22 protein-coding genes are annotated in these 24,972 nt (G+C 40.3%); 9 read left to right on the top strand and 13 right to left on the bottom strand.

Translation table 11 applies throughout. From position 1 onward, the window contains the following. The first annotated feature begins 33 nt into the window (after positions 1–33). Together metK and rlmB are read left to right on the top strand one after the other, a co-directional pair. The gene (gene metK, locus H4075_RS12085; RefSeq protein WP_182801100.1) at positions 34–1,290 is read left to right on the top strand and encodes a methionine adenosyltransferase; all 1,257 of its coding nucleotides are present in this window, start codon (positions 34–36) and stop codon (positions 1,288–1,290) included. 77 nt (positions 1,291–1,367) lie between these two features. Further along, positions 1,368–2,132 carry a 23S rRNA (guanosine(2251)-2'-O)-methyltransferase RlmB gene (gene rlmB, locus H4075_RS12080; protein WP_255460181.1) on the top strand — a complete coding sequence of 255 codons (765 nt, stop codon included), beginning with the start codon at positions 1,368–1,370 and terminating at the stop codon, positions 2,130–2,132. Positions 2,133–2,134: 2 nt separating this feature from the next. Here rlmB and H4075_RS12075 read toward each other — a convergent pair whose 3' ends face one another. From H4075_RS12075 to H4075_RS12065, 3 genes are read right to left on the bottom strand one after another with little or no spacing between them, the layout of a single operon-like run. After that, complete coding sequence (locus H4075_RS12075) at positions 2,135–4,483, bottom strand: TonB-dependent receptor (protein WP_182801099.1); 2,349 nt, start codon at positions 4,481–4,483, stop codon at positions 2,135–2,137. A 41-nt stretch (positions 4,484–4,524) separates the two neighbouring features. Beyond that, a complete protein-coding gene (locus tag H4075_RS12070) occupies positions 4,525–4,743 on the bottom strand; it encodes a hypothetical protein (protein WP_182801098.1) in 219 nt (72 codons plus the stop codon). Between the two features lie 20 nt (positions 4,744–4,763). Then, positions 4,764–5,429 (bottom strand): porin family protein, encoded by a 666-nt coding sequence (locus tag H4075_RS12065; RefSeq protein ID WP_182801097.1) that lies wholly within the window; start codon positions 5,427–5,429, stop codon positions 4,764–4,766. A gap of 247 nt (positions 5,430–5,676) precedes the next feature. Here H4075_RS12065 and H4075_RS12060 point away from each other — a divergent pair, with 247 nt between their 5' ends. The 4 genes from H4075_RS12060 to H4075_RS12045 all read left to right on the top strand — a co-directional run bounded on the left by H4075_RS12060 (position 5,677) and on the right by H4075_RS12045 (position 8,953). Further along, a complete protein-coding gene (locus H4075_RS12060; protein ID WP_182801096.1) occupies positions 5,677–6,669 on the top strand; it encodes a hypothetical protein in 993 nt (330 codons plus the stop codon). 32 nt (positions 6,670–6,701) lie between these two features. After that, on the top strand, positions 6,702–7,559 hold the full coding sequence (locus tag H4075_RS12055) for a hydroxymethylglutaryl-CoA lyase (RefSeq protein WP_182801095.1): 858 nt from the start codon (positions 6,702–6,704) through the stop codon (positions 7,557–7,559). After that, entirely contained in the window at positions 7,559–8,533 is a 975-nt protein-coding gene (locus tag H4075_RS12050) for a GSCFA domain-containing protein (RefSeq protein WP_182801094.1), read from the top strand. The genes H4075_RS12055 and H4075_RS12050 overlap by 1 nt, the downstream gene beginning before the upstream one ends. A gap of 228 nt (positions 8,534–8,761) precedes the next feature. After that, positions 8,762–8,953, top strand: coding sequence for a hypothetical protein (locus tag H4075_RS12045; RefSeq protein ID WP_182801093.1), 192 nt, complete (start codon positions 8,762–8,764; stop codon positions 8,951–8,953). A 39-nt stretch (positions 8,954–8,992) separates the two neighbouring features. Here H4075_RS12045 and H4075_RS12040 read toward each other — a convergent pair whose 3' ends face one another. The 5 genes from H4075_RS12040 to H4075_RS12020 all read right to left on the bottom strand — a co-directional run bounded on the left by H4075_RS12040 (position 8,993) and on the right by H4075_RS12020 (position 15,763). Beyond that, positions 8,993–9,643, bottom strand: coding sequence for a hypothetical protein (locus H4075_RS12040; protein ID WP_182801092.1), 651 nt, complete (start codon positions 9,641–9,643; stop codon positions 8,993–8,995). A 489-nt stretch (positions 9,644–10,132) separates the two neighbouring features. After that, the gene (locus tag H4075_RS12035) at positions 10,133–10,732 is read right to left on the bottom strand and encodes an HD domain-containing protein (RefSeq protein WP_182801091.1); all 600 of its coding nucleotides are present in this window, start codon (positions 10,730–10,732) and stop codon (positions 10,133–10,135) included. Positions 10,733–10,813: 81 nt separating this feature from the next. Then, complete coding sequence (locus tag H4075_RS12030) at positions 10,814–12,079, bottom strand: tetratricopeptide repeat protein (protein ID WP_182801090.1); 1,266 nt, start codon at positions 12,077–12,079, stop codon at positions 10,814–10,816. 27 nt (positions 12,080–12,106) lie between these two features. Beyond that, positions 12,107–14,719, bottom strand: a complete 2,613-nt coding sequence (gene gyrA, locus H4075_RS12025; RefSeq protein ID WP_255460180.1) for a DNA gyrase subunit A — start codon at positions 14,717–14,719, stop codon at positions 12,107–12,109. A 153-nt stretch (positions 14,720–14,872) separates the two neighbouring features. Further along, entirely contained in the window at positions 14,873–15,763 is an 891-nt protein-coding gene (locus tag H4075_RS12020; RefSeq protein WP_182801089.1) for a DUF6089 family protein, read from the bottom strand. 215 nt (positions 15,764–15,978) lie between these two features. Between H4075_RS12020 and H4075_RS12015 the strand changes: the two genes are divergently transcribed. Then, a complete protein-coding gene (locus H4075_RS12015) occupies positions 15,979–17,034 on the top strand; it encodes a tryptophan 2,3-dioxygenase family protein (RefSeq protein WP_182801088.1) in 1,056 nt (351 codons plus the stop codon). A gap of 248 nt (positions 17,035–17,282) precedes the next feature. On the opposite strand, the gene H4075_RS12010 is transcribed toward H4075_RS12015, so the two are convergent. After that, a complete protein-coding gene (locus H4075_RS12010) occupies positions 17,283–18,641 on the bottom strand; it encodes an alpha-amylase family glycosyl hydrolase (RefSeq protein ID WP_182801087.1) in 1,359 nt (452 codons plus the stop codon). Positions 18,642–18,757: 116 nt separating this feature from the next. Here H4075_RS12010 and H4075_RS12005 point away from each other — a divergent pair, with 116 nt between their 5' ends. Then, positions 18,758–19,375, top strand: a complete 618-nt coding sequence (locus H4075_RS12005) for a cupredoxin domain-containing protein (RefSeq protein WP_182801086.1) — start codon at positions 18,758–18,760, stop codon at positions 19,373–19,375. A gap of 3 nt (positions 19,376–19,378) precedes the next feature. Here H4075_RS12005 and H4075_RS12000 read toward each other — a convergent pair whose 3' ends face one another. The 4 genes from H4075_RS12000 to H4075_RS11985 all read right to left on the bottom strand — a co-directional run bounded on the left by H4075_RS12000 (position 19,379) and on the right by H4075_RS11985 (position 23,923). Beyond that, the gene (locus H4075_RS12000) at positions 19,379–20,506 is read right to left on the bottom strand and encodes a cysteine desulfurase family protein (protein ID WP_182801085.1); all 1,128 of its coding nucleotides are present in this window, start codon (positions 20,504–20,506) and stop codon (positions 19,379–19,381) included. A gap of 142 nt (positions 20,507–20,648) precedes the next feature. Further along, a complete protein-coding gene (gene glmM, locus H4075_RS11995; protein ID WP_182801084.1) occupies positions 20,649–22,019 on the bottom strand; it encodes a phosphoglucosamine mutase in 1,371 nt (456 codons plus the stop codon). Between the two features lie 168 nt (positions 22,020–22,187). Then, positions 22,188–23,183 carry a DNA polymerase III subunit delta gene (holA, locus tag H4075_RS11990; RefSeq protein ID WP_182801083.1) on the bottom strand — a complete coding sequence of 332 codons (996 nt, stop codon included), beginning with the start codon at positions 23,181–23,183 and terminating at the stop codon, positions 22,188–22,190. Further along, positions 23,180–23,923, bottom strand: coding sequence for a 3'-5' exonuclease (locus H4075_RS11985; protein WP_182801082.1), 744 nt, complete (start codon positions 23,921–23,923; stop codon positions 23,180–23,182). The genes holA and H4075_RS11985 overlap by 4 nt, the downstream gene beginning before the upstream one ends. Positions 23,924–23,962: 39 nt before the next feature. Between H4075_RS11985 and H4075_RS11980 the strand changes: the two genes are divergently transcribed. Beyond that, positions 23,963–24,952, top strand: coding sequence for a hypothetical protein (locus H4075_RS11980; protein ID WP_182801081.1), 990 nt, complete (start codon positions 23,963–23,965; stop codon positions 24,950–24,952). The last annotated feature ends 20 nt before the right edge of the window (positions 24,953–24,972 follow it).

Raw genomic sequence — 24,972 nt, 5'->3', positions numbered from 1 at the left:
ACAAAAAATAACGGAACATCTAAACTCATTATTATGCCTTACTTATTTACATCTGAATCAGTTTCTGAAGGTCATCCTGATAAAGTAGCTGACCAAATCAGTGATGCACTCATTGATAATTTTCTTGCATTTGATGCTCAATCAAAAGTAGCCTGCGAAACATTGGTTACAACCGGCCAGGTTGTTTTGGCTGGTGAAGTACGTTCAAAAGCTTACCTCGATGTTCAGGAAATTGCCCGTGGTGTAATTAAAAAGATCGGCTATACAAAGAGTGAATATATGTTCGAAGCAAACTCATGTGGTGTGTTAAGCGCTATTCATGAGCAAAGTGCTGACATTAACCAAGGTGTTGATCGTAAGAAAAAAGAAGAACAGGGCGCCGGTGACCAAGGTATGATGTTTGGTTATGCAACTAACGAAACAGAACATTACATGCCATTGGCGTTGGATCTTGCTCACAATCTGTTGATCGAGTTAGCGGCTATCCGTCGTGAAAAGAATTCAAAAATGCCTTACCTGCGTCCTGATGCAAAGAGCCAGGTAACTTTGGAATATGATGATAACAATCAACCGGTTCGCATCGATGCAATTGTTATCTCTACACAGCATGATGATTTTGATGCAGAAGCAAAAATGCTGGCAAAGATCAAAGCTGATGTGATCAACATTCTGATCCCACGTATCAAATCAAAATACAAGAAATACGCTAAGCTGTTCAATAATGATATTAAATATCATATCAACCCCACAGGTAAGTTCGTAATTGGCGGACCACATGGCGATACAGGTTTAACCGGTCGTAAGATCATTGTTGATACTTACGGTGGCAAAGGTGCGCATGGTGGTGGTGCATTCAGCGGTAAAGATCCGTCTAAAGTAGATCGTTCAGCTGCTTACGCTACACGTCACATTGCAAAGAACTTAGTTGCTGCAGGTTTGTGCAGCGAAGTGTTGGTGCAGGTTTCTTATGCAATTGGTGTTGCAAAACCAACTTCAATTAACGTAAATACTTACGGTACTGCAAAGGTTGATTTAAGCGATGGAGCTATTGCCAAGATCGTTGAAGGTATCTTCGATATGCGTCCTTACTTTATCGAGCAGCGTTTGAAACTGCGTAACCCGATCTACAGCGAAACTGCTGCTTATGGTCATATGGGCCGTGTTCCTGAAGTAGTAGAAAAAACATTCAAGAGCCCTGATGGTAAAGTGAAAAAAGTAAAAGTGGAACTGTTTACCTGGGAAAAATTAGATTATGTATCGAAAGTGAAAAAGGCTTTCGGTTTAAAATAACCCAAACAAAACCATCAATGTGGTTCAACCCATAAACCGAAAGGTTTGTGGGTTTCTTTTTTATGTTTCTTTGCAGCGTGAAACAGTTCCGTCAAAAACAACAACGTCCCAAGAAATCTACTTTAGTGATCGGCCGCATTCCTGTGCTTGAAGCTTTACAGGAAGGGAAGCAGCTTGATCGCATTTATATGCAGAATACCTTGCATGGCGATGTTGCAGAAGAAATTCAAAAGCTCGCATTTAAACAACAGGTGCCCGTTAATAAAGTACCGGTTGAAAAGCTAAACAGTTTTAATGTAAGCGATCACCAGGGATGTCTTGCGCAACTTTCAAAGATCCGTTACCAGGATCTGCAACAGGTAATTGACTGGGTAGTGGAGAAAGGCGAAGTGCCAATGTTCGTTATTCTTGATGGTGTTACTGATATTCGAAATATTGGTGGCATTGCACGCACTGCTTTGTGTTGCGGCGCTCATGCGATTATTATTCCCGATAAAGGAGTAGGGGCATTGAATGAAGATGCAATTCTTACAAGTGCGGGTGCTTTAGAATTGATTTCTGTTTGCAGAGTGAACAGTTTAATGAAAGCTGTTGATGATCTTCATCTGAATGGCATTCGTGTATTTGCCAGTGAAATGACAGCGAAGACAAGTATTTATGATTGCGATTTCAAAGAACCCTGCGCCATTGTCATGGGTGGTGAAGAAAAAGGTGTTTTTCCCGGACTGATGAAGATCTGCGATGAAACTTTCAAAATCCCCATGAAAGGAGATTTTGAAAGTTTGAATGTAGGTGTAGCAACGGCCATGATATTGTATGAGGCAATGAAGCAACGGGGATAATTCTAAAAATCTACCTGATAACTCAACACAGGAACAATGCCCGATTGTTGTTTGAATGTCCATTGATTAGTTGTAGGGTCATATCTTCTGCCTAAGGGATCAATGTTCTTTTGTGCAAACAGATTCTGAATATCAAGTGCAAGCTGCCAACTGATCTTCTTTTTATCTTTTCGAAGTGAGATACGTCCATCAGTTCTGAAGTATGCATCTGTATATTCTGAGTAAGGCTTTGTTTCATCAAGTACAGGTTGTCTTGAGCTTCCGTTTTGCACAGCAGCAAGAGGGGAGAGGGGCACGCCTCCATTGTATAACACTTTCCAACCTGCCTGCAGTACTTTATTCTTTTTCAGTTTCCATTCTTTTGCACCAACCCATGATGCGCTTGTACGTGAGTTAAACCGGGTGTTGTATGATTTGCCATCCAACGGAATAAACTTTGAATCAAACACAGAGAATGATGCGATCATGAACAGACCTTTCGAGAAGAATTTTTCCAATGAAAGATCAACACCGGTGTTTGTTCCTTTTCCTTTACTTACCAATGGTTCATTGGCATAACCTTCCATCTCATTCAATATCCAATAAGTTCTGTCAATATTGTCTACAACAGGTATCTGAAATAACTGTTGGCGATAAGCCTCTACATGAAAGCGCCACTTCTTTCCCAGCATTTGATCAAATGCAAGGATGTAGTGATGTGATCGCATCATCTTCAGATCCTTATTGGGAAAAGAAGAACCTGACTGATAGAAATAAGAACCCAGCGGAAGAAGTTTGCTGTGCAATCCATATGCAGCAGTAAGATTGGTTTTAGCAGAAAAACGATATTGTACTGAAAGCCGTGGATCAATAACAAACTGTTTGTTCAACGCAAAGTACATGCTGTGTACACCGGGGTTGATGAGAATGCGGCTGTTGGGCTTTATTCCAAATTGCAGATATGGTTGTAACAGCCAACTGTTTCCTTCGCCCATGATCACATTTGGTTTGAAAGAATTGTTTGTATAATTCCATTCGCCTTTATTAAACTTATAATCCAGCAGACTTGCATACATGCCTGCCTTAAAGTTTACAACTGTATTTACTTTATGATTAAATGAAACAGTTGCTGAAACACGGTTGTTGTTATACAGTTCATCATTTACTTTCGTTGCCACCTGTTGTTTCGTAAGCGTATCATCCACCCATTTGATCTGCTGTCCCATTACTGCAATGGATGTTTTGATAAACGACTTCGTATTGAGTTTGATCGTTTGTGCAATGCCAAACGCACCCATCAACGTACTGTTTTCATAAACAGCATAATCATCATACTGCTTCCATTGTGCTGTGTCGTCTACGGCAAGAAAGTTTTCTTTACTGTAACCACCCATTCCCCAGATATTTGTTTGTACCGTATTCTTCTTGTTATTGAATGCAAGATTGAAGGATACATCCTGAAATTTATTTCGTTCACGTTCATCAACGAGATTAATGCCGAAGGCGTTTAAAATATCCAGAAATGAATAACGATAGTTGACCAAATAAGAACTTCTTCCTTTCTGTATGGGTCCTTCAGTTGAAAACTCAAGACCGATCATACCTGCCTTAAATGTATGTTCTGCTTTTTGCTGATTGCCTTTGCGAAAGTGCACATCAAAAGCACCGCTCAATACATCGCCGTATTCAGCAGCCAAGGCTCCGGTGTAAAAATCTGAATGATCTAAAACACTTAAACTGAAAATGGTAATACCTCCGCCGCTGCTTCCTCTGCGTGCAAAGTGATTGGGATTTGGAATATCCAAACCTTCCAGTCGCCAGTTCATACCCACAGGATTATTACCACGAATGATAATATCGTTTCTGCTATCTCTGCTTGGTTGCACGCCGGGAAACCCCATGGCCATGCGACCTGGATCATTGGCACTTGCAGCGAATCGTTGTGTTTCCTCTGCAGAAAACGATCGGCCACTCACCAGTGCGTATTTATTGACGGGTAGTTTTGGATTTCGGGTGCCCGTGATCGTTATCTGCCCCAGACTTTTCTTTTCTTCTATAAGTGTGATCTGCAAATCAGTTTCTTTTGCAGAGTTGAGAATAAAATAATCTGATAGATAGATCTGGTAGCCAACAAAGCTTACTTGCACACGTTGGCGGCCAACAGGTATGCCAGGCAATACAAAATTACCGGAGGTATCTGTCATGGCTGTAAAGAGCGTCCCTTCAATTGTAGCTGTTGCGCCTTTAACGGGTGATTGGCTTTCGGCATCAACCACACGCCCACGTATAGTTTGTGTTGGAGTTGTAACCTGTGCTTTTACTTCTGATTTCATCCATACGGTTATCAAAATGAGTAAATGTGAGATTCGCATAGTAAATGGTTTAGTTGGTGATAATAGTAGCGGTGATGCGGTTAGCAAAAAAACTCAAAGAGTACAGGAAAAGTGATTTTGATTTGATCCGTTCGTTTCGAACGTTTCAGGAAGAAAACAAGAAGCCAGTTCCAGAAACGAGCGCTTAAACTTTGATTTGATGAGGCCGGGGCAGTTGGGGCTTCCCCGGTCTCTTTGCGTTGTTCTTCTTCAAGGATATATTTATAATCGCCTTTATTTGGGTTGAAGTTGTGTTCCATGTAGTGTTCTTTGTTTGATTTTATTTGCCAATCATCCAACCAATTTTCAATGAGTAATAATCGAATCGGTTGGACATATCCTTTGCATCATCACCAGGGGTTAAGTTTAATAATCCCATGTTATAATTTGCAGATACAACGAATCCTTTGTTGATCATATATCCAATTAATACGTTTGCCCCAATATCAAAGGGACGTAAATCATCCTCATTGGAATTGCCAAAATCTAATTTTCTGTCCTCCTGTTCCTCTCCGGTTATTTTTAGTTTACTTTTTCCGCTTATTGCGTATGAAAGTGTTGGGCCGGCTCCCAAAAAGAATTTGCCTTTTTCGCCATTTGTATTATAAAGAATTGGTAGCTGTAACTCGAGACAACTTAATCTGCCCTGCCAGTTAATGGTTATAGTTTCCGCTCCAAGAGATTCATAACTCTCAGACTGCTTTGCACCTTTTTGAACAAAATTTAATCCGGGCGCAAAAGAGAAGTTTTTACCTATGGGCACAGTCGTTACAAAACCAATATTCAAACCTGCAATAGGATCAGATATTTCGGTTTCATTTTCTTCCTTGTCTCTTGAAACTGCATTTGAAACTGAGATTCCGGCATTGAATCCAAATTTTACCTGGGAAGAAGCTCTGAACAAGCTGAATGAAAATACTGCGGCGATGAGTAGAATCTTTCTCATTGTTTTAGGTTTTGATTGTTAGTGATAGATTGTCAATTGACATGTCAAACCTACATCTGTCGATAGGCCTTTCATAATTGCTTAACACCTGTGCATTTTTCAATTTGGCGGTTAATACCACAAACCGGCCATTTCTACCTTCAACACGGTATTGTGATTTGCGAAAAATCTGACTATCTTACTAGTAATTATTAATTTCTGCAAATCATCGGTCACTCGTTTGCAGAAAACCCAAAAACCAGAGATTATGGATACGAACCACCCACAGGTACTGTTATTCCAGTACATTAAGACTTCATTGCCATCTCATATTTCATTGGTTGACCAGGTAGCAGATTTGCTTAACATCAGTAACGACAGTGCCTACCGTCGCATACGAGGCGAAAAGGAAGTATCCCTTTCTGAACTCAAAACACTCAGTCATCATTTCAAAATATCAATTGACCAGGTTTTACAATTACAAAATGAGCTCGTTGTTTTTCGTGCACCTGAAATAAATGATGAACGTATCTCGTTTGATCAATACCTGAAAGCAATGCTGGAATACATGAAATATTTCAACTCATTTGCAAGTAAGCGGATGCTTTATTTCTGTAAGGATATTACGTTTTATCATTTTTATCTCTATCCTGAAATTGCGGCCTTTAAAACTTTTTTCTGGAGCAAGACAATTAAGGATATGCCGGAGTACAAAGGCAAATTGTTTTCGCTTGAAGAGTTTCCTTTGCTTGATTGCTTTCATCTTGGTCAGGAGATTATCCGTGAGTATAATAAAATTCCTTCCCTGGAATTATGGAACGCAGAGAGTATCAACAGTACGTTAAGTCAATTAAAGTATTACAAAGAAGGCGGATACTTTAAGCACCCCGAAGACTTGAATATCGTTATTGATTCTTTCCAGAAATGTCTTGATCATATTGAGTTGGAAGTTGAAAAGGGGATCAAGTTCATGCCCGGGGATCCGGATATCGTTTACCGGGCACCACTCCAGTTTTATGTAAACGAAGTGATCATTGGCAGTAATACCATTCTTCTGGAATTAAATGAAGAGAAGCTTTCCTTCGTTACCTACAATGTGTTGAGTTATCTTATTACAAAAGATCCCCGCTTTAATGAAAAAGCATTTGCCAATTTTTTTACACTGGTTAGTCGATCAACTCAAATCAGCGCAACGGGAGAGAAAGACCGTAACCGTTTCTTTAATGCCATGCGTGAGAAGGTAAATGCATTAAAAGTTTAAAACCATTCACTTCGCTTAATTTTGTGCCGGTTATGGCGCAACAATCCATTAAACTTATTGAATGTCCACGTGATGCTATGCAGGGTTGGAAGACCTTTATTCCTACTGAGCAAAAGATCAGGTATCTGAATGCATTATTGGAAGTTGGTTTTGATACCATCGACTTTGGCAGTTTCGTTTCACCCAAAGCCATTCCGCAAATGGCCGATACAAGCCAGGTAATACCTAAACTTAAATTAGCAGATTCAAGGTCGAAACTATTGGCAATCATTGCAAATGAACGGGGAGCTGAAGATGCGGTTTTGTTTGACGAGATCAATTATCTCGGGTTCCCATTTTCCGTTTCGGAAACATTTCAGCAGCGGAATACAAATAGTTCGATCAATGAATCGATCAAAAGGGTAGAGGCGATCCAGGAACTTTGTATCAAGAATAAAAAGCAATTGGTGGTCTATCTGTCTATGGGTTTTGGTAATCCATACGGTGATCCATGGACGGAAGAAATTGTTTTCAGTTATGCGGAGCAGTTGGTTGAGTTGGGAATTGAAACAATCTCTTTGGCTGATACAGTTGGACTGGCTACTGCTGAACAAGTGAAACGAATGGCCGGTTATTTAGTGAATCAATTGCCCGAAACAGAAATTGGTGTGCATCTTCATTCAACAAGTGTTAACTGGCGTGAGAAACTGGCAGCTGCCTACGAAGCCGGTTGCAGGCGTTTTGATGGTGCATTAAAAGGAATTGGGGGGTGTCCCATGGCCGATGACGAGCTGGTGGGTAATATGGATACAGAAAAAATGATCGGATATTTTGAAGAAACCAACAGCCTGCAACTGAATACGCAAGCCTTGCAAAATAGCCTGCTGATTGCCGGTGAAATATTTAACTAATGAACCTGATCGCTACTATTGAGATTAAGCCGTTGCCGGCGCCCATAACACACCAACACTCGGTTTTATTGATCGGGAGCTGCTTTACAGAGCATATTGGAAATAATCTTAGTGATTTGAAATTCAAAGTATTGCAAAATCCAAATGGTATTCTGTTTGAGCCAATAAGTGTTTGCCGTAATCTTGTTTCTTATATACAGGATAAAGAGTACACCAGCGACGATCTGTTTCATTATAACGAGCTTTGGCAAAGCTGGAGCCATCACAGTCAATTCTCACAGCCGGATCAGAAACAGGCTTTGGAGCGAATAAATAACTCTCAACACACGGCTCATCAATTCCTGAAAAAAGCCGACTGGCTCATCATAACTTTAGGGTCATCATTCGTTTACAAACTGGTGGATAATGGCCGTTTTGTGGCCAACTGCCACAAGGCACCGGGGCAATGGTTCGACAAATACCTTATTCCAATCGACGAACAGGTAGCTGAGCTTGATAATACCATTCACCAGTTGTTTCATTTTAACCCCAAGCTCAAGATCATTTTCACCATCAGCCCGGTAAGACATTTGCGAGACGGTGTGGTTGAGAATAACCGGAGCAAAGCCCGTTTGCTGGAAACGGTACATCACCTGGTGAATAAGTTCGACCGGTTGTTTTATTTCCCGGCTTATGAACTTGTGATCGATGTATTGCGTGATTACCGTTTCTATGATATTGACCTGGCGCATCCGAACTATGCCGCTACGCAGTTTGTAATGGAAAAGTTTTCAGACTATGCGTTTACTGAACCCACAAAACAATTGATCAAAGAAATCCGCCAGTTGGTAACTGCACGAAATCATAAACCGTTTCATCCCACATCACAACTTCACAAACAGTTCCTGCAAAAGCATTACGAACTGGCAAAACGCCTGCAGGAGCAACATTCACACCTTGACTTAGCCGCTGAGCTTGAATATTTTAGGCTATAATTATTCGTATAATTAATATTATGTTAAACACCCCGCCACCAAAAGCCCGCCCACTCGTGGGAACTATAACCAGAATTACTAAACTTTAAAATAACCTTACTTTTGAGTAAAAGAGCCTTTATAAATTTTTGGTCTATTTATGTATACAAACATCCTTTATAAAAAAAGTTTTTACTAATATTGCTAAACAACTGTTACGCTTAAATATTAAATTCTAAATTCTAGCCCATGTCTAATGAGCAAATCAACACCCAAGTTTTACGTTCTGTCTTATCAATAGAGGCAAATATGGAACAAGTTGCCCAAAGTTTAGAATCAATAGATAGACGTCTTTCTAACTTAGAAGTCAAAATGTCAAAAGTTGGAAAGTGGCTTTCTTTAGAAAATGCCGACTTTGTCCCTACTACATCTGCTGAATAATATTTAAAGCCCCGTTTGGGGCTTTTTTGTTGCTTATTATCACCACTGATTTTCTTTTATAAGAATCTTCTTCATTAGTTGGTATGTGTGAGAATTAACCTCATAAATAGGCTTTTTTACATCCATCAGCGTAAAGCCATATATTTTTCTTAAAGGCTTTTGTTCGTCACCACTTTCATTTTCATAGTCTACTTTTAAGAAATAATAACAAGAGTCCGTCTTTGGCTGTCTAATGTCATTCCAAAATTCGGATGAAAATCTAAGAGCAGTCTGCTTTTCTAAAATTATAGATTCATTTGCCTGATTAATTGTTGTAGAACCACCGATTACATAACCTCCTTTAAAGGCATTTATCAAAACAAATTTCTCTTTTATTTTGTAAGCCATTTCGTCCGTTAAAGTTCCTACGCTTGCGATAAACTGGTATCTTTCAAAAAGACTGTCTTTAACTAGAATTGGATTAGGTCTATCGTAGGTCAAAACATCCAAAATAGGCCTATTTGAATTTTTATTGCTAATACCCTCGATTATGCTAACTAAACCCGTTAAAATGGCAAAACAAATCAAAAGCCAACCAAATCCATTGATTCGGTGCACCCCTTTTTTTTCTTTATTAACTATTAACTGATAACTAGGTATTATTATCCCTATCGCTACTATCAATCCTTTTAGAATCAAAAATATCGGCATTAACCTTTTTATTTTTCGTGTAAGCCGAAATAAAGGCGGCTATAAAAAAACCAAAGGAAAAAGATAGTAAAACTGATTGAATAAACAAGTATGTTGCCATAACATTCATTAACTTTGTTATGGCTGGCCAAGACAGCCGATATTATTTAACCATCGTTACAGCGGTGGTTTTTTCTTTTAATACACAAGGCCTACGGCCTATTTCCTGTGAGTTTTTGGTGAGCCATCCGAATCGGTTTTGCCTTTGATAAACTTACAAACCCGATTCCACAAGTCCATGTGTTTAGACATAATATTCTGTTATCAGACGTTCTCACTAACCGCAATCTTCCAATTCGCCGTGGGAAGCAAAACATAGCTAACACACCCGCCTTGCCATTATGTTTTGCTTCCCACGGCGAAAAGTCAGAAAGCTACATACTGCGTAAAATAAGAGCGTGTTGGTGAGAAGTCTTATAACAAATTTTTATGTTAAATAGCCGCACGGGACTACTTAACACTGGATTGTCTCTCTATCATGAATGGCACCAGAGTTTCCAGATCGACACCTGCCCTGTTTAACGCATCCATAATTTCTTCACGATTCACATTTGCCGCAAAGCTTTTTTCTTTCAATCGTTTCTTAACGCCTTTCAATTCCATGCCTGCATAACCTTCCGGTCGCATTAAACTGTATGCATGGATCAATCCGCTTAATTCATCGAAAGCATACAGCATCTTGTCCATCCTTGTTTCCGGCTCAACACCAAAATGATTTGGTCCATGACTCGCAATTGCCCGTATGATCTCCGGGTCAATATTCCTGGCTTCAAGTTCTTCAATGATCTTGCTGCAATGCTGGTCGGGCCATTGATCCCAATCTGCGTCGTGTAATAAACCAGCCATTTCCCACCGCCATTGATCAGCTTCCTGTAAACCTTCTTTTTCCTGTGCCCAACATTTCATGAGGTGGCCAACCTGTTTCATGTGAAGTTGCAGGCGTTCATTTTTCACCCAATCATTTAACAGCTTAAATGCTTCTTCCCGATTTAAAACGTTGCCGGTATTTTTCGGATCGCCAAAGCTTGTACGGTTCAGTTTCAATGACATATCTTATTAATTCTGTTTATTAAATGTAATAAAAAAAGGCTGTCGTAAAACGACAGCCTTAAAGTTGAGAGAACACCTGGCTTATTGATTTAACGCCTGGTATTTTGCATCAAATTCTTTCTCTTTATCCTTATTGCCGAGAAAACGATAGGCTTCTGTTAAAAGATACAAAGTTGATTTGTATTCGTTTTTCGTACGCTTATCTTTCATTTGATCGGCCGTCATTGCGGCAAAAATAGCCGCTGAATTATCTAAATAAGGAAGTGCCTCTTTCATCCGGTCTTCCATTTGTTTTTTCATCTCAGTCTTCTTTTGTGTGTCGGCCGGAGTTGTTCCTTTTATCTTCTTCATTTCATCCTGCATAAAAGCAGCTTCATTGAAATAGGTTTTACCGATCAGCAAATGAGCATCTGGCTGCTTTGGATCAAGTTCAATACACTTCTTCAATGCAGAAATGATCTTGTCGAAGTAAGCAGGTTTTTGTTCTGCTGTTGCTTTTGAATCCATATAGAGCCAGTTAAAGATCTCAGCTGCATAATCGTAACGCACCTCGTAATCTTTAGGGTCTGTTTCAACAATACCTTCGTACTTCTTAAATATTTCTAACGCATCTGCCCCGCTCTTACGCATTTTATCGAGTTCAATACGATCGTAGTAAGTATCCTTTGGATAAAGCTTACGTCCGCTTTCAGCATATTTAGCTGCTAACTCCGGATTTTTCTTCTGATCGTAGTAATAAGTAAGATAGCGGTACACCACATCATAACCTTCGCCACCAATGTTGGCATCAGCTATTTTCTGGAAGAAAGAAACTACTTCTTCTTTATTTTCTAACTGCATAGCAGCAGCACCGGCATAGTAATACAGGATGGTATCAACTTCGCTCAGCGCCCATTTATTTTTAAAGATGAAACGACCAACTTTGTCGGCTTTTTTATAGCCATCCAAAGCGCCCTGGTAGTTGCCGCTATTGTATAACTGGTTGGCTTCTTTTTGCAATTCGAGATAGTTATCAAAAATCGGATACTGCCTTGTCATCATATAAACTTCCGACTGTTTCTGGTCAAGCTCCATTGCTTTTTGATAGGCATCGAATGATTGCATCCATGCATCAGGAACGGTTGCCTTCAGGGTTGCATCTTTGGCGATCTGGCCATAGATCAATCCTTTGTAATACCAGGCTTCCCAATTCTTTTGTTCTTTTTCATTCGCTAAAGCAAGATCAACTGCCTCTTTTGCTTTTGGCCAATCTTTTTTGTCGTAAGCATTGCGGATCTTCTTTACATCCTGTGCAGAAAGACCCAGGCAAAACAGTACAGCAACCGCTGAGAAAAGAAATTTTTTCATCTCTTTATTTTTTGTGTTTATTGTTTTTTACTGATTGTCAGATGATTCAGGTGTTTCGTCGGTCGTTGTTGTGTTATGATCAGAGTTGTCAGAAATGTTATTGTCAGAACTATCAGATGCTTCCGGTAGTACATCAGTTGCATCTACTACTTCTTCCTCTTCATCCAAACGGGTAATTGCTGCAATTTCATCGCCATCATCAACCCGTATCAGTTTAACACCTTGTGTAGCACGTCCCTGTTCACTGATCTGATTCACTTTCATACGAATAGTGATACCACTCCTACAACTGATCATCAGATCTTCTTTCTCGGTCACTTCCAGCATACCAACCAACGGACCTGTTTTATCAGTCACGTTAATTGTTTTTACACCTTTACCACCTCTGTTGGTCATCCGGTATTCATCAACAGGGGTACGCTTACCGTATCCTTTTTCACTTACTACCAATACAGTGCGGCTGGTGTCATCCCTGTTAACACAAATCATACCAACCACCTCGTCATTCTCATCATCCACTTCAATACCTGCAACACCGATGGCACCACGACCCGTTGGTCTTACTTTTTCTTCAGGGAAACGAATTGCACGGCCGCTTTTCACCGCCATCATAATTTCACTGCTTCCATCAGTCATCTTCGCTTCTAGTAATTCATCACCTTCAACGATGGTGATAGCGTTAACACCAGTTGCACGGCGTCTGCTAAAGTCTTCCAAAAGCGTTTTCTTAATGATACCCTTTCTTGTACACAATACAATGTAATGATTCTTCACAAATTCTTCATCTTCGATATTGGCAACATCAATAATTGCTCTCACTTTATCATCAGGCGGTAATTGCATCAGGTTTTGAATAGCTCTGCCCTTGCTTGTTTTATCGCCTTCGGGAATTTCATAACTCTTCAGCCAATACACCCTTCCTTTTTCCGTGAAGAATAAAAGTGTATGGTGAGTAGATGCAACAAAGAGATGTTCTACATAATCTTCTTCTCTTGTTTTACTACCCATTGCTCCCCTGCCGCCTCTGCGTTGCTGACGGTATTCATTAGCCGAAGTACGTTTGATATAACCATGATGTGAAATAGTGATCACCACATCTTCTTCTTTAATGAGGTCTTCAATACGCACTTCATTGTCTAAGTAAGTGATCTCTGTTTTACGTTCGTCACCAAATTTCTCTTTTATTTCGAGTAACTCGGTTTTAATGAGATCGAAACGCATGGTTTCGTTTGATAAAAGCTCGTTCAAATGATTGATCAGTTTCATTAACTCATCATATTCATTCTTGATCTTATCACGCTCCATGCCTGTTAAACGCTGGAGACGGAGTTCAAGAATTGCTTTGGCTTGTATTTCATCCAATCCCCAACCTGCATTGATCAAATTCTCTTTGGCAACATCGGGTGTTGCAGAACTGCGGATGAGAGCAATTACTTCATCGAGATGATCTAATGCAATCAGATAACCTAATAAGATATGTGCTCTTTCCTGCGCTTTGCGTAATTCATATTTCGTACGACGTACAACAACCTCATGACGGAATTCAACAAACTCAGAGATGAGTTCTTTGAGGTTAAGTGTTTTTGGTCGGCCTTTTACAATGGCAACATTATTGATGCCGTAAGAAGTTTGCAGTTCGGTGAACTTAAACAGCTGGTTCACGATCACGTTGGCAACAGCATCACGCTTCAGGTCAACAACAATACGTGTACCTTCCTTTTGGTTACTCTCGTTGTTTACGTGAACAATACCTTCAATCACTTTATTATTCACCAACTGACCGATCTTATCGGTTAATGCATCACGGTTTACCTGGTACGGTACTTCTGTAATGATGATCTGTTCACGGCCACTTGTTTTTGTTTCGATGGTTAGTTTACCACGCAACACAACACGACCACGTCCAAAATGAGCACCGGCTTTAATGCCTTCCATGCCGTAAATGGTACCGGCAGTTGGAAAGTCAGGAGCTTTTACATGCGTCATCAACTCATCGATCGTAATCTCCCGGTTATCGATAAACGCTATACAGCCGTCAATTACCTCACCCAGGTTATGCGGCATCATGTTGGTAGCCATACCAACAGCAATACCACTTGAACCATTCACCAATAATTGCGGAATACGTGTAGGAAGAACCGAAGGTTCTCTTTCGGAATCATCGAAGTTGTTTTGAAAATCGACTGTTTCTTTATCGATATCGCCCAGCATACTTTCGGTAAGACGTTCCATTCTTACCTCGGTATAACGCATCGCTGCAGGGCCATCACCATCCTGGTTACCAAAGTTACCCTGGCCATCAACCAAGGTGTAACGCATGCTCCATTCCTGGGCCATACGCACCATGGCATCGTAAACAGATCCATCGCCATGGGGGTGATACTTACCAAGCACCTCACCCACCACTCTTGCACTTTTCTTGTAGGCTTTGTTGTATTGCAAACCCAGTTCGTTCATTGCATACAAAATGCGGCGGTGAACGGGTTTTAATCCATCTCTTACATCGGGCAACGCACGGCCAACGATCACTGACATCGAATAATCGATGTAGGCAGTTTTCATTTGCTCCTCGATATTTACGGGTATGATACGACCATTCCTATCCTGCCCGTTTTCCATTGTATTTTCTGTTTGATCCATAGCTTAAAATGTCGCTTAAATTGAAGCGGCCAAAGATACCGAAAAGCATACGGAACCCGACAGAAAAACAGCCTTTATTTTCACTGTTTTTCAACAATTTATTGCAGTTTGTGGATAAGAAAACCGGGGTGATTTTTTAGTTGAAAAATCCGTTTAAAAAACGTTAGTAGGACAGCCTAAACTTGAACGTCGTTTGCCACCACCACGTCCGCCGCTTAAACGGCCTCCCGAACGGTCGCCGCCGGTGATACGATAGGTGAATGTTAAACCGAGAAAGTAGTAATTGTCTTTAAATTCGGAGCCGCCTCTTTTTTCCAAATCAACCGGATAAGGATCGATTGAATGACCGGGAACTTCCGGTGTACGAAATGCCATTTCAACAGCTTTTGGTCCACGTGAAGCAAGTAACACAGCCTGATCAACATAAGAACGACTTACATCATCCATGTAGTCAGTAAATGTTTTGCGGTAGCCAAACTCTGCACCAACATCAATCCTGTCGGTAAGTACCATACGAACACCTACGCCAAGTGGAACTGTAAATTGAGTTAAACTATATGGCTGACGATCGGGGTATCCAGCTAAACCCTGTCCTTCTGTTGACAGTGGTTTCAGGAAAACCTTGTTTCCTCCCTGGTCATATGCATACGGATTGTAATAAAAACCTGCAAGGGCACCAAAAACATAAGGTGAGAAAACCCTGTCGGTCATTCCAAGAAAATGATATTCAGCACCGGCATGTAATTCGATGATATTTGTTGCGAAACTGAGATTACGCAAGATGTTTGCTGGGTTCTTTTGAAAACGGTCTTCCGCTCTTACCTCGGCAAAATGAAGCCCGCCACGCAACATCACATAGGGGTTGATGTCATAACTGGCCCAAAGCCCCACACTATATCGAGCCTGCTGAAAAGTTATTGGTCTTGATTGAAGATCGCCATTGTAATTGGCCATACCTCCAAAGAGATTTAAACGAAGATCTTGTGCAGTAAGTGCAGTAAAGGTTACAACGGTGAGTAAGGTTAAGATCAGTTTCTTTTGCATATGAATATTTGTTTTGCAAAAATAAAGCCAGTCTTACACAGGATACGTTATTTGATAAAACGGATAAATAAATGAATTCGTATAGCAAAGTAACTGCAGCCTGATATAAGTTCATGAAATTTCTTTAACCTTGCCGCCTTAACGAAAGCATATGAAATGAGCCATAAAAATTTTCTGGCGAATAACATGTGGCCATAAACAACTAAAATTTACACATGAAACCTGATAACGGACAGTACTACCCTTCTTATTTGCAGCTGGAGAAAATTCTCGACAGCCAGCATCTTTTAAGTTTTGCTGAAGGCCAGCAACCTGCGCATGATGAAATGTTGTTCATCATCATTCACCAGTCTTATGAACTATGGTTCAAACAGATTTTATTTGAACTGGACTTTGTAAAAAAAGTATTCAGCAAAGAAAAGGTAGATGATAACAGTGAAGATCTGAATCTGTGCCGTCATCGTTTGAAACGTGTTACACGAATATTAGAATTGCTGAATCAACAGGTAACGATACTTGACACCATGACGCCGATGGATTTTCTTGAATTCCGTAACCTGCTCACTCCTGCATCGGGTTTTCAAAGCAAACAGTTTCGTTTAATTGAAGCAACGCTTGGTTTGAAAATGGAGAAACGTCATCAGCATGATTATTACAAGCGTACCAACGAAGGTGGTTTTGCGCAGAATGATTTTAACGAGATCAATTCTATTGAAGGATCTCAAACCGTTTTGCAGCTGATCAATCAATGGTTAGAACGTATGCCATTCTTTGATGAGAAATTCTGGAAAGGTTACGCCGTATTGCATCCACCAACTGAATTGCATGCTTTCTGGAACGATTACAGAAATATTTATCAAAGCAGTTTAACAGAAAGGGAACAACATAAGCTGGCCGATTTTGATACACAGTTTATACAGGAAAAACAAGCAGATGGTTCGTTCAGCGATGCTGCCATGCGTAGTGCATTGTTCATTATGCTGTATCGAGATTTTCCCGTGTTTCAAACTTCGTTTCAAATACTTGATACCTTGATTGAAATTGATCATTGGCTGGCGGGCTGGCGACATAAACATTATGTGATGGTGCGTCGTATGATCGGTATGCGGGTTGGTACGGGCAATACAAGTGGTGCAGGATATTTGGAAGGAGCTGTGCAGCAACATTACATTTTTAAAGACTTGGCTGCACTCTCTACTTACTTGATTGAACGGAGAAAATTGCCGAAGTTGCCTGATGAGTTGATCAAGGCGTTGGGATTTATTAGCTAAGAAATTGAAAGAGGGAAAAGAGAAAAAAGATGGAGTGCAATTAAGCACTCCATCTTTTTTATTTGAATAATGAAATCAGGATCAATGTGATTATTATCATGATTGATAAATAACCGATCCAAAAACTTCTGTTACTATTCTTCTGGTTTAATTGCTCGTTATAGTTTCCCTGAAAGCCGGAGAATATCCAGAAGATAAAACCTCCAACGATCATTGGTATCAAGTATGCAATTGGTTTATCTGACATCTTAATAACTGTAAACTAAATAGCCCCAAGGCGCTAATGCAAAATTTTGCCCATCGGTTAAATGTTCATGTTTATCTGCAAATACATTTTGTGTTTCGCCTGCAATAGCACCGGTTAAGGTAACAGTTTGTGGCTTGTTAGAAAGATTGAGGATCACCAATACTTTCTTTCCGCCTTTTTCTCTTGTGTATGCAAAGACTGCATCATCATTAGAGGAAACGAGTTTTGTATAAGCTGCATCAACTGCCAATGCAGGTGTGCTCTTACGCAAAACCAGTAATGTTTTGTAAAAAGGGGCACGTTGATATTTACTGAAAGCAATCGTGTCTTTATAAAAAAATGAAATCGAATCAAGGAAAGGTTCTTCCTGTCCGCTGTAAATTAACGGCAATGTATTTTTCCATGTTTGTGTTAACACCGCAAATGGTGCATGTACTTCACCGGGCATTGTTTCATAGTCGGCTTTGTTCCAGCTGTTCTCATCATGGTTGCTGGTGAAATACATTTTAATATAGTTCGGCGAATAGGATTCATCTAAATGACGGATCACTGTGTCGAGTACTTTCGCACTCGCTTCGCCTTTTGCTACTTTTTTCATTTTGGCAAAACCATCCCAACCATAGCTTGCATGAAAGCCTGCATCATGTAACCATGCCACATCGCCTTCGGCCAACATAAAAATATCAGGCTTTACTGTTTTTAATTCAGCAATACATTTTTGCCAGAAACTGCGTGGCACTTCACCCGCCACATCGCAACGAAACCCATCGATTTTTGTTTCGGTTAACCAGAATTTCATAGCATTGATCATGCTGTCGTGCAAAACAGGATTCCAGAAGTTGAGATCACGTGTATCGCTCCAATCGAATGCAAAAGCCAATGTGCCATCTGCTTTCTTTACAAAAAAATCAGGATTGCTTTGTATCCATCTGTTATCTGCGCCTGTGTGATTGGCAACCCAATCGGTAATTACTTTAAAACCCAGTTCGTGTGCTTTATTCACCAAGCTCTTCCAGTCTTCCAGTGTGCCAAACTCAGGATTCACTGCTGTATAATCAGCAACAGCATAATAACTTCCCAGCACACCTTTTCGATCAACTTTACTGATTGGGGTAATGGGCATGAACCAAAGTATCTCTGCTCCCATTTCCTTTAAACGTGGCAGCGATGCTTCAAATGCCTTAAAGGTTCCTTCGGGGCTGTATTGTCTTACGTTCACCTCGTAAATATTCGATTGTAAAACATATTCCGGTATGCCTGATGAAGCAACAGGCTCGGTTTTCTTTTCAACTTTCGTTGTGCATGAGTTCGCAAAAAGCATAACTGTGGGGGCAGCAAGCAGTAATCTACGCAGGATCATAATCAATTTTTAGAGCTGAAATTTAGACATTTTTATTTACGTGTGGCAACTGTTCTCTTATTATATCCGTTCATTCCGGAAACAGGTTGTATTATCTATTAACTAAACCTTCGGTCATGAAACAGCTATTGGTTCTTTTCATCATGTGTGGTTTGTTCTCCTCTTTAAAAGCAGCACAGTATAATGTAAATATCAGTGGCTTTAGTTATTCGCCTGCTACGCTTACTGTAAATGTTGGTGATGTAGTGATCATCCAGGCAACCAATGATCACCCTTTGATACAGGTAAGCCTGGCAAACTGGAATGCAAACAACGCAGTTCAAGATGGATTTGGTTCATCTTCAGATTTTACTTTAAATATTACGGCTGCAATGGCCGGTACAACTATTTACTATGGCTGCAGTGCGCATTTTGGTTCAGGTATGAAGGGACAGATAAATGTGAATGTCGTTTCAGGAATTTCAGAGAACCGCATAAGGCCGTTTAATTTTACTGTTTATCCTAACCCTGTTACGGCAGATTCATGGATGAATGTAAGTGTAAAAACAGCAGGCAAAATTTCAATAACAGTTTACGATCTCAACGGGCGTGTAATCAGACATCTTATTGATCAACAGGTAAAGGCAGGTGAGTTCACTCTTCCATTTCCTGGAAATGAAATGCAGAAAGGAACTTACATTGTGCAAATGCGTACAGCAAAAGAGCGACTGGAAAAGCAGATACTGATCAGGTAAATTTTAGATCAGTGTTTTTAATTTTTCCACCACAACATCTACTTCTTCTTTTGTATTGTATTTACTGAATGAGAAACGAACAGGTATTTGATTGGGGTTGCTGTTAATTGCCCGGATCACATGCGAGCCTTGTTGTGCACCGCTTGTGCATGCACTTCCGCCGGATGCACAGATGCCATCCATATCAAGATTCATCAACAGCATTTCCGATTTTTCTGATTTTGGGAAACTCACATTCAACACTGTGTAGTTACTTCTTCCCATCGGGTCGCCATTAAAACTTACGCCCTTTATATTTTTCTTGAGTTGCTCGATCATGTAATACTTGATGCTTTGGATATGTGCACTCTCCTCTTCCAGTTTATCGGTGGCGATCTGTAATGCTTTTGCAAAACCTACAATGCCGTACACATTTTCTGTACCTGCACGCATGTTACGTTCCTGTCCGCCACCATGTATGTAAGGTTTGATGTGAACGTTTTCATTGATGTACAAAAGTCCTGCACCTTTTGGTCCGTGGAATTTATGAGCAGAACCGCTGATGAAATGCACGGGTGTGCTGCGCAGATCTAACGGAAAGTGCCCGATGGTTTGAACAGTATCGGAATGAAAGATAGCGTTATACATTTTACACAAATTACCTACCGCATGCAAGTCGGTAATGTTGCCGATCTCGTTATTGGCATGCATAAGCGTAACCAATGTTTTTTCTTCGGTTGATGCAAGCAGTTGCTCGAGGTGTTCAAGATCGATATGACCATTGGGCAACACATTTACATAACTCACTTTCGCTTCATCACGGTTATCGAGGTATTCAACAGTATGTAATGTTGCGTGGTGTTCAATTGCTGATGTAATGATATGTTTACAACCAAGATCACGAACAGAAGCGGTGATGGCCGTATTAGAACTTTCGGTACCGCCACTTGTAAAGAAAATTTCAGCGGGGTGTGCATTCAAAATTTTTGCAACTGATTTGCGTGAATTTTCAATGGCCAATCTTGTTTCTCTCCCAAACGAATAGATAGAAGAAGGGTTGCCAAATCCGTTTTGCAGATAAGGCAACATGGCATCTAATACCTGAGGATCGATGGCTGTTGTGGCGGCGTTGTCGAAATAAATACGGGTCATGTTAAGGGAAATGAGGCTGCAAAGATAATAAGATAAAGCTTCTAAACTTTGGCGCAGAGAAGTGAGATGTGGAGCTTGCGCTGAGCTACTCTGCGTCAAACTCTTTTACTCTTGTTCTCTGCGCTATTTTTCTGAATTAAAGTTACATCAGGCTTTTAATCACATTCATTACCTCATTTGCTAACCCATCCGCTTTTTCAATTGTTGAAGCTTCCGAATAAACCCGGATAATAGGTTCTGTATTGCTGCTGCGTAAATGCACCCAGCTCTTATCAAAATCGATCTTTACCCCATCAACTGTATTTACAGGCTGAGCGGAATATTGATCTTTCACTTTTGCCAGCAAAGCTTTTACATCAGTCTCTTTCGGCAGATCGATCTTTTGCTTACTCATGAAATAATCAGGATATGTTTTGCGAAGCTCTGCGGTTGTTTTTCCGGTTTGAGCAAGATGTGTTAAGAACAATGCAATGCCAATTAATGCATCTCTTCCGTAATGCAATTGCGGATCAATAATGCCACCGTTGCCTTCGCCACCAATGACAGCATTTACGTCCTTCATCATTTTTACCACGTTCACTTCGCCTACTGCACTTGCAAAATATTCGCCACCATGTTTCTCTGTTACATCTTTCAATGCACGTGTGGATGAAAGATTAGAAACGGTATTGCCTTTTTGTTTTGATAAAATATAATCTGCTACGGCAACCAACGTATATTCTTCACCAAATAAACTGCCGTCATCACTTACAAAACACAAGCGATCCACATCGGGGTCAACAGCAATACCGAGATCAGCTTTTTGTTTTACTACTTCTGTGCAAAGATCAACGAGGTTTTCGGCAAGTGGTTCGGGGTTGTGTGCAAAGTTGCCATGCATCTCTGCATGAAGAACCGTATAGTTTGTTACACCCAATGCTTCGAGCAATGCCGGAACTGCAACAGCACCTGAACTGTTGATGGCATCGATCACCACAGTAAAATTCTTTTCAGCAATGATCTTTTTATCTACCAATGGATGAACAAGGATGGCATCAATATGTGTTTGCAGCAAGGTATCGTCGGCTGAGTAAGTGCCCAGCTCATCTACTCCTGCAAAATCAAATGCTTCTTTTTCTGCTATCTGCAACATTTGCTGTCCAAGCTCCGCACTGATGAATTCACCTTTTTCATTTAACAGCTTTAAGGCATTCCATTGTTTTGGGTTATGCGATGCCGTTAGAATGATACCGCCATCAGCACCTTCAAACTTCACAGCCATTTCAACGGTGGGTGTTGTGCTTAAACCAAGATCAATTACATGGAGCCCCATACCGAGTAATGTATTCACCACAAGGCTACACACCATTTCACCACTCATGCGGCCATCACGACCTACAATTACTTTTTTGCCTTTGCCAAGAATAGTTGCGTATGCAGCTGTGAATTTTACAATATCAACAGGAGTAAGATTATCGCCGGGTGCACCACCAATGGTACCACGAATGCCGGAGATCGATTTCATTAAAGCCATGGCTGATTTATGATTTTAGATTTGCGATTGCAGATTTGCTGCGAAGGTAATGGATGTTGTGCTGATGTAAACGATCCGGTGCAACCGTATGCGTTGAAGATTATGTTGATTTCGAATATTTCGACTTCGCTCACACTCACGACTGACCACTGACTACTTGCCTCCCCCTCACATCATCATCTTATAGATCATCTCTTTCAGCAGCGATGCATCTTCTGTACCGACATCCCCCACCCCAACACTTCTCAAGTTATAATGATGCATCAACAGTAGTGCTGCCTGCACGCCTTCGAAACCATAAATTGACGCTGATGCTTTGTAATCTTTCAGGAACCATGCATTGATACCGGTTTGTGCTGCAACTGCTTTATCATCGCCTTGCGCACCAAACAACATAAACACTTTGGAGAAATAACTATATAGTGATGGTAACACTAATTGAATGGGGGCAGCTTTGGGATTGCTTTCAAAATACTGAACGATCTGTAATGCTTTGGATAAATTCTTTTTGCCAACTGCATTCTGCAATTCAAACACATTGTATTCTTTGCTGATGCCAACAAAGTTTTCAATATCATCATCCGTGATTGTTTTTCGATTGCCGAGGTTAAGGATTACTTTATCTACCTCGTTGGCAATACGGCTGAGATCATTACCAATATGATCAACTAATAAATGAACTGCTTTTTGTGTGGGCTGGTAACCTTTGCTTTCAATGAAGTCTTGTGTCCACGCAGGTAATTCATTGTCATACATTTTTTTTGTACTGAGTACTTCACCCTTTTCTTTCAACAGTTTGGCCAGCTTGCTGCGACCATCAACTTTTTTTTCTTTATGACCAACTACAAAAATTGTTGATGAAAGTGGATTATTGATATAGCCTTCAAGCTTATCAATATCTTTCATCTGCTGTGCTTCTTTCAGTATCACTACCTGCTTATCAGAAAACATAGGATAACGCATGCATGCATTCACCACATCACTCCACGCCGCATCCTTTCCATAAAAAACAGAAAGATTAAAACCTGCTTCGGCCTCACTTAAAATGTTATGCTCTGCAGCATCAACCAACTGATCAATATAAAAATCTTCTTCCCCTTCAAACCAATATACAGGTTTGAAGCTTTTCTTTTTCCAGTCGTTAAGAATCTTTGTTACACTCATTTTACCTGGTCGGCAATAAAAATATTTTCAGCCGGCAGCAAAGGTAATTGTTGCAGCCGTAGAAAAATCTGGGCCGTAGCAATCACATCTTTCTGGCAATACTCAACAATACGGGGAAGATCTTTTTGTACATAATAAATTTCTTTAACCTGACTGCCGTCAGTATTTTCTTTAGGCGTTGGAATACCTAAACAATGTGCTAAGAGGTTAAGTGAAGTATAATTTTTATAATCGCCAAACTTCCATAGCTGCATGGTATCTACCAGGTTCGTTTCCCAGGGCTTTTTACCACTGAATTGAAGAAAAGCGGGCAAAGTGAGCCCGTTGATCAATATGCGCCGGCTGATGTAAGGAATATCGAACTCTTTAATATTGTGCCCGGCAAAATGCATGGCGGGTGTGGTTTTATTAAACTTATCAACAGCAGTAATAAATTCAGCTAACAGCTGTTGTTCATTAGTTCCTGCATAAGATTTTAATCGAAAACACATTCTTCCGCCCTTATCTGTGTAGAAATAGCCTGTACTGATGCAGATTATTTTGCCAAATTCAGCCTGAATTCCGGCTCTTTGTTCATACATTTCAGCAGGCGAAAAATTTTCTGGCATGGTTTTGGAAATTTTGTCTGCCCAGAGAACTTTCCATAGTTCCGGCAGCTCTTCAAACGAAGCAAATTGTGGTACTGTCTCGATATCGAGTACCAGGATGTGGTCGGGTTGAATGTGTTGTTGGTTAGCCATGAACTAAAAATAAATTTTAAAACTTAAAAATCAAACAGTATGTCTTATTCAAACTATCCTTCCGCAGCTCCTCAGGATAATCCACCTGCAGCGCCAAAGAACAGTAACCGTGGGTTGATCTACGGGTTATTAATTGCAGCTTTATTAGGTACCTGGGGTTACATTATCTGGGACAAATCAAAAACCAAAGAAGTAACAACACAGTTACAGGCACAATTGAGCACAAGCGACAGCAGCAAAGGTGCTATTCAAACAGAGTACAACTCTGCACTTCAACGTCTTGATGAATTAACAAGCATGAATGCCAGCATGGACAGCCTGGTTAAAACTAAAGACAGCGAAATCGGTAACATGAAAAAGCGTATTCAAACGTTACTGAATAAGCAAAATAAAACAGCAGCTGATCTGGCTGAAGCAAAACGCTTGATCAATGAATTGAACGAAAAGATCAGTGGTTTTGTAGTAGAAGTTGAAACATTGCGTGGTGAAAACCTGCAACTGAAAACTGACAAGCAGGAATTGACAGTTCAGAAAGAAGCTTTACAGGTTCAGTACGATCAAACTTCTGCTGAAAAGAAAGTAGTTGAAGAAAAACTGGATGTAGCATCTACATTAAATGCTTCAAACATCAATATCGTAACAATCGATGAGCGTAAGAATGGTAAAGAAAAAGAAAAAGATGTTGCAAAGCGTGTTGATAAAATCCGTTTATCATTCAACGTATTCAACCGTGTTGGTGAAGAAGGTACAACAAAAGATGTTTATGTGGTGATCACAGATCCTACAGGACAAGTTGTAAGTAATGAAGCTTTGGGTAGCGGTCGTTTCACAACAAGAGAAGAAGGTGAAAGAGTGTTTACAAAAATGTCAACTCTTACTTTCGCTGCAGGTAAAACAACTCCTGTTTCAATTGAGTGGAAGCCAGGTGCAAAATTTGTAGAAGGCGCTTACAAAGTTGAGATCTACAATAACGGTTTCAAAATTGGCGAAGGTTCAAAAACATTACGTAAAGGCGGCTTATTTAGCTAAGCATACATACACGTTGATGG

The sequence above is a fragment of the Lacibacter sediminis genome (assembly GCF_014168535.1).
GTDB lineage: Bacteria > Bacteroidota > Bacteroidia > Chitinophagales > Chitinophagaceae > Lacibacter > Lacibacter sediminis.
The sequence above is the reverse complement of the archived record's forward strand: the minus strand, read 5'-3'. Positions and strand labels throughout refer to the sequence as shown.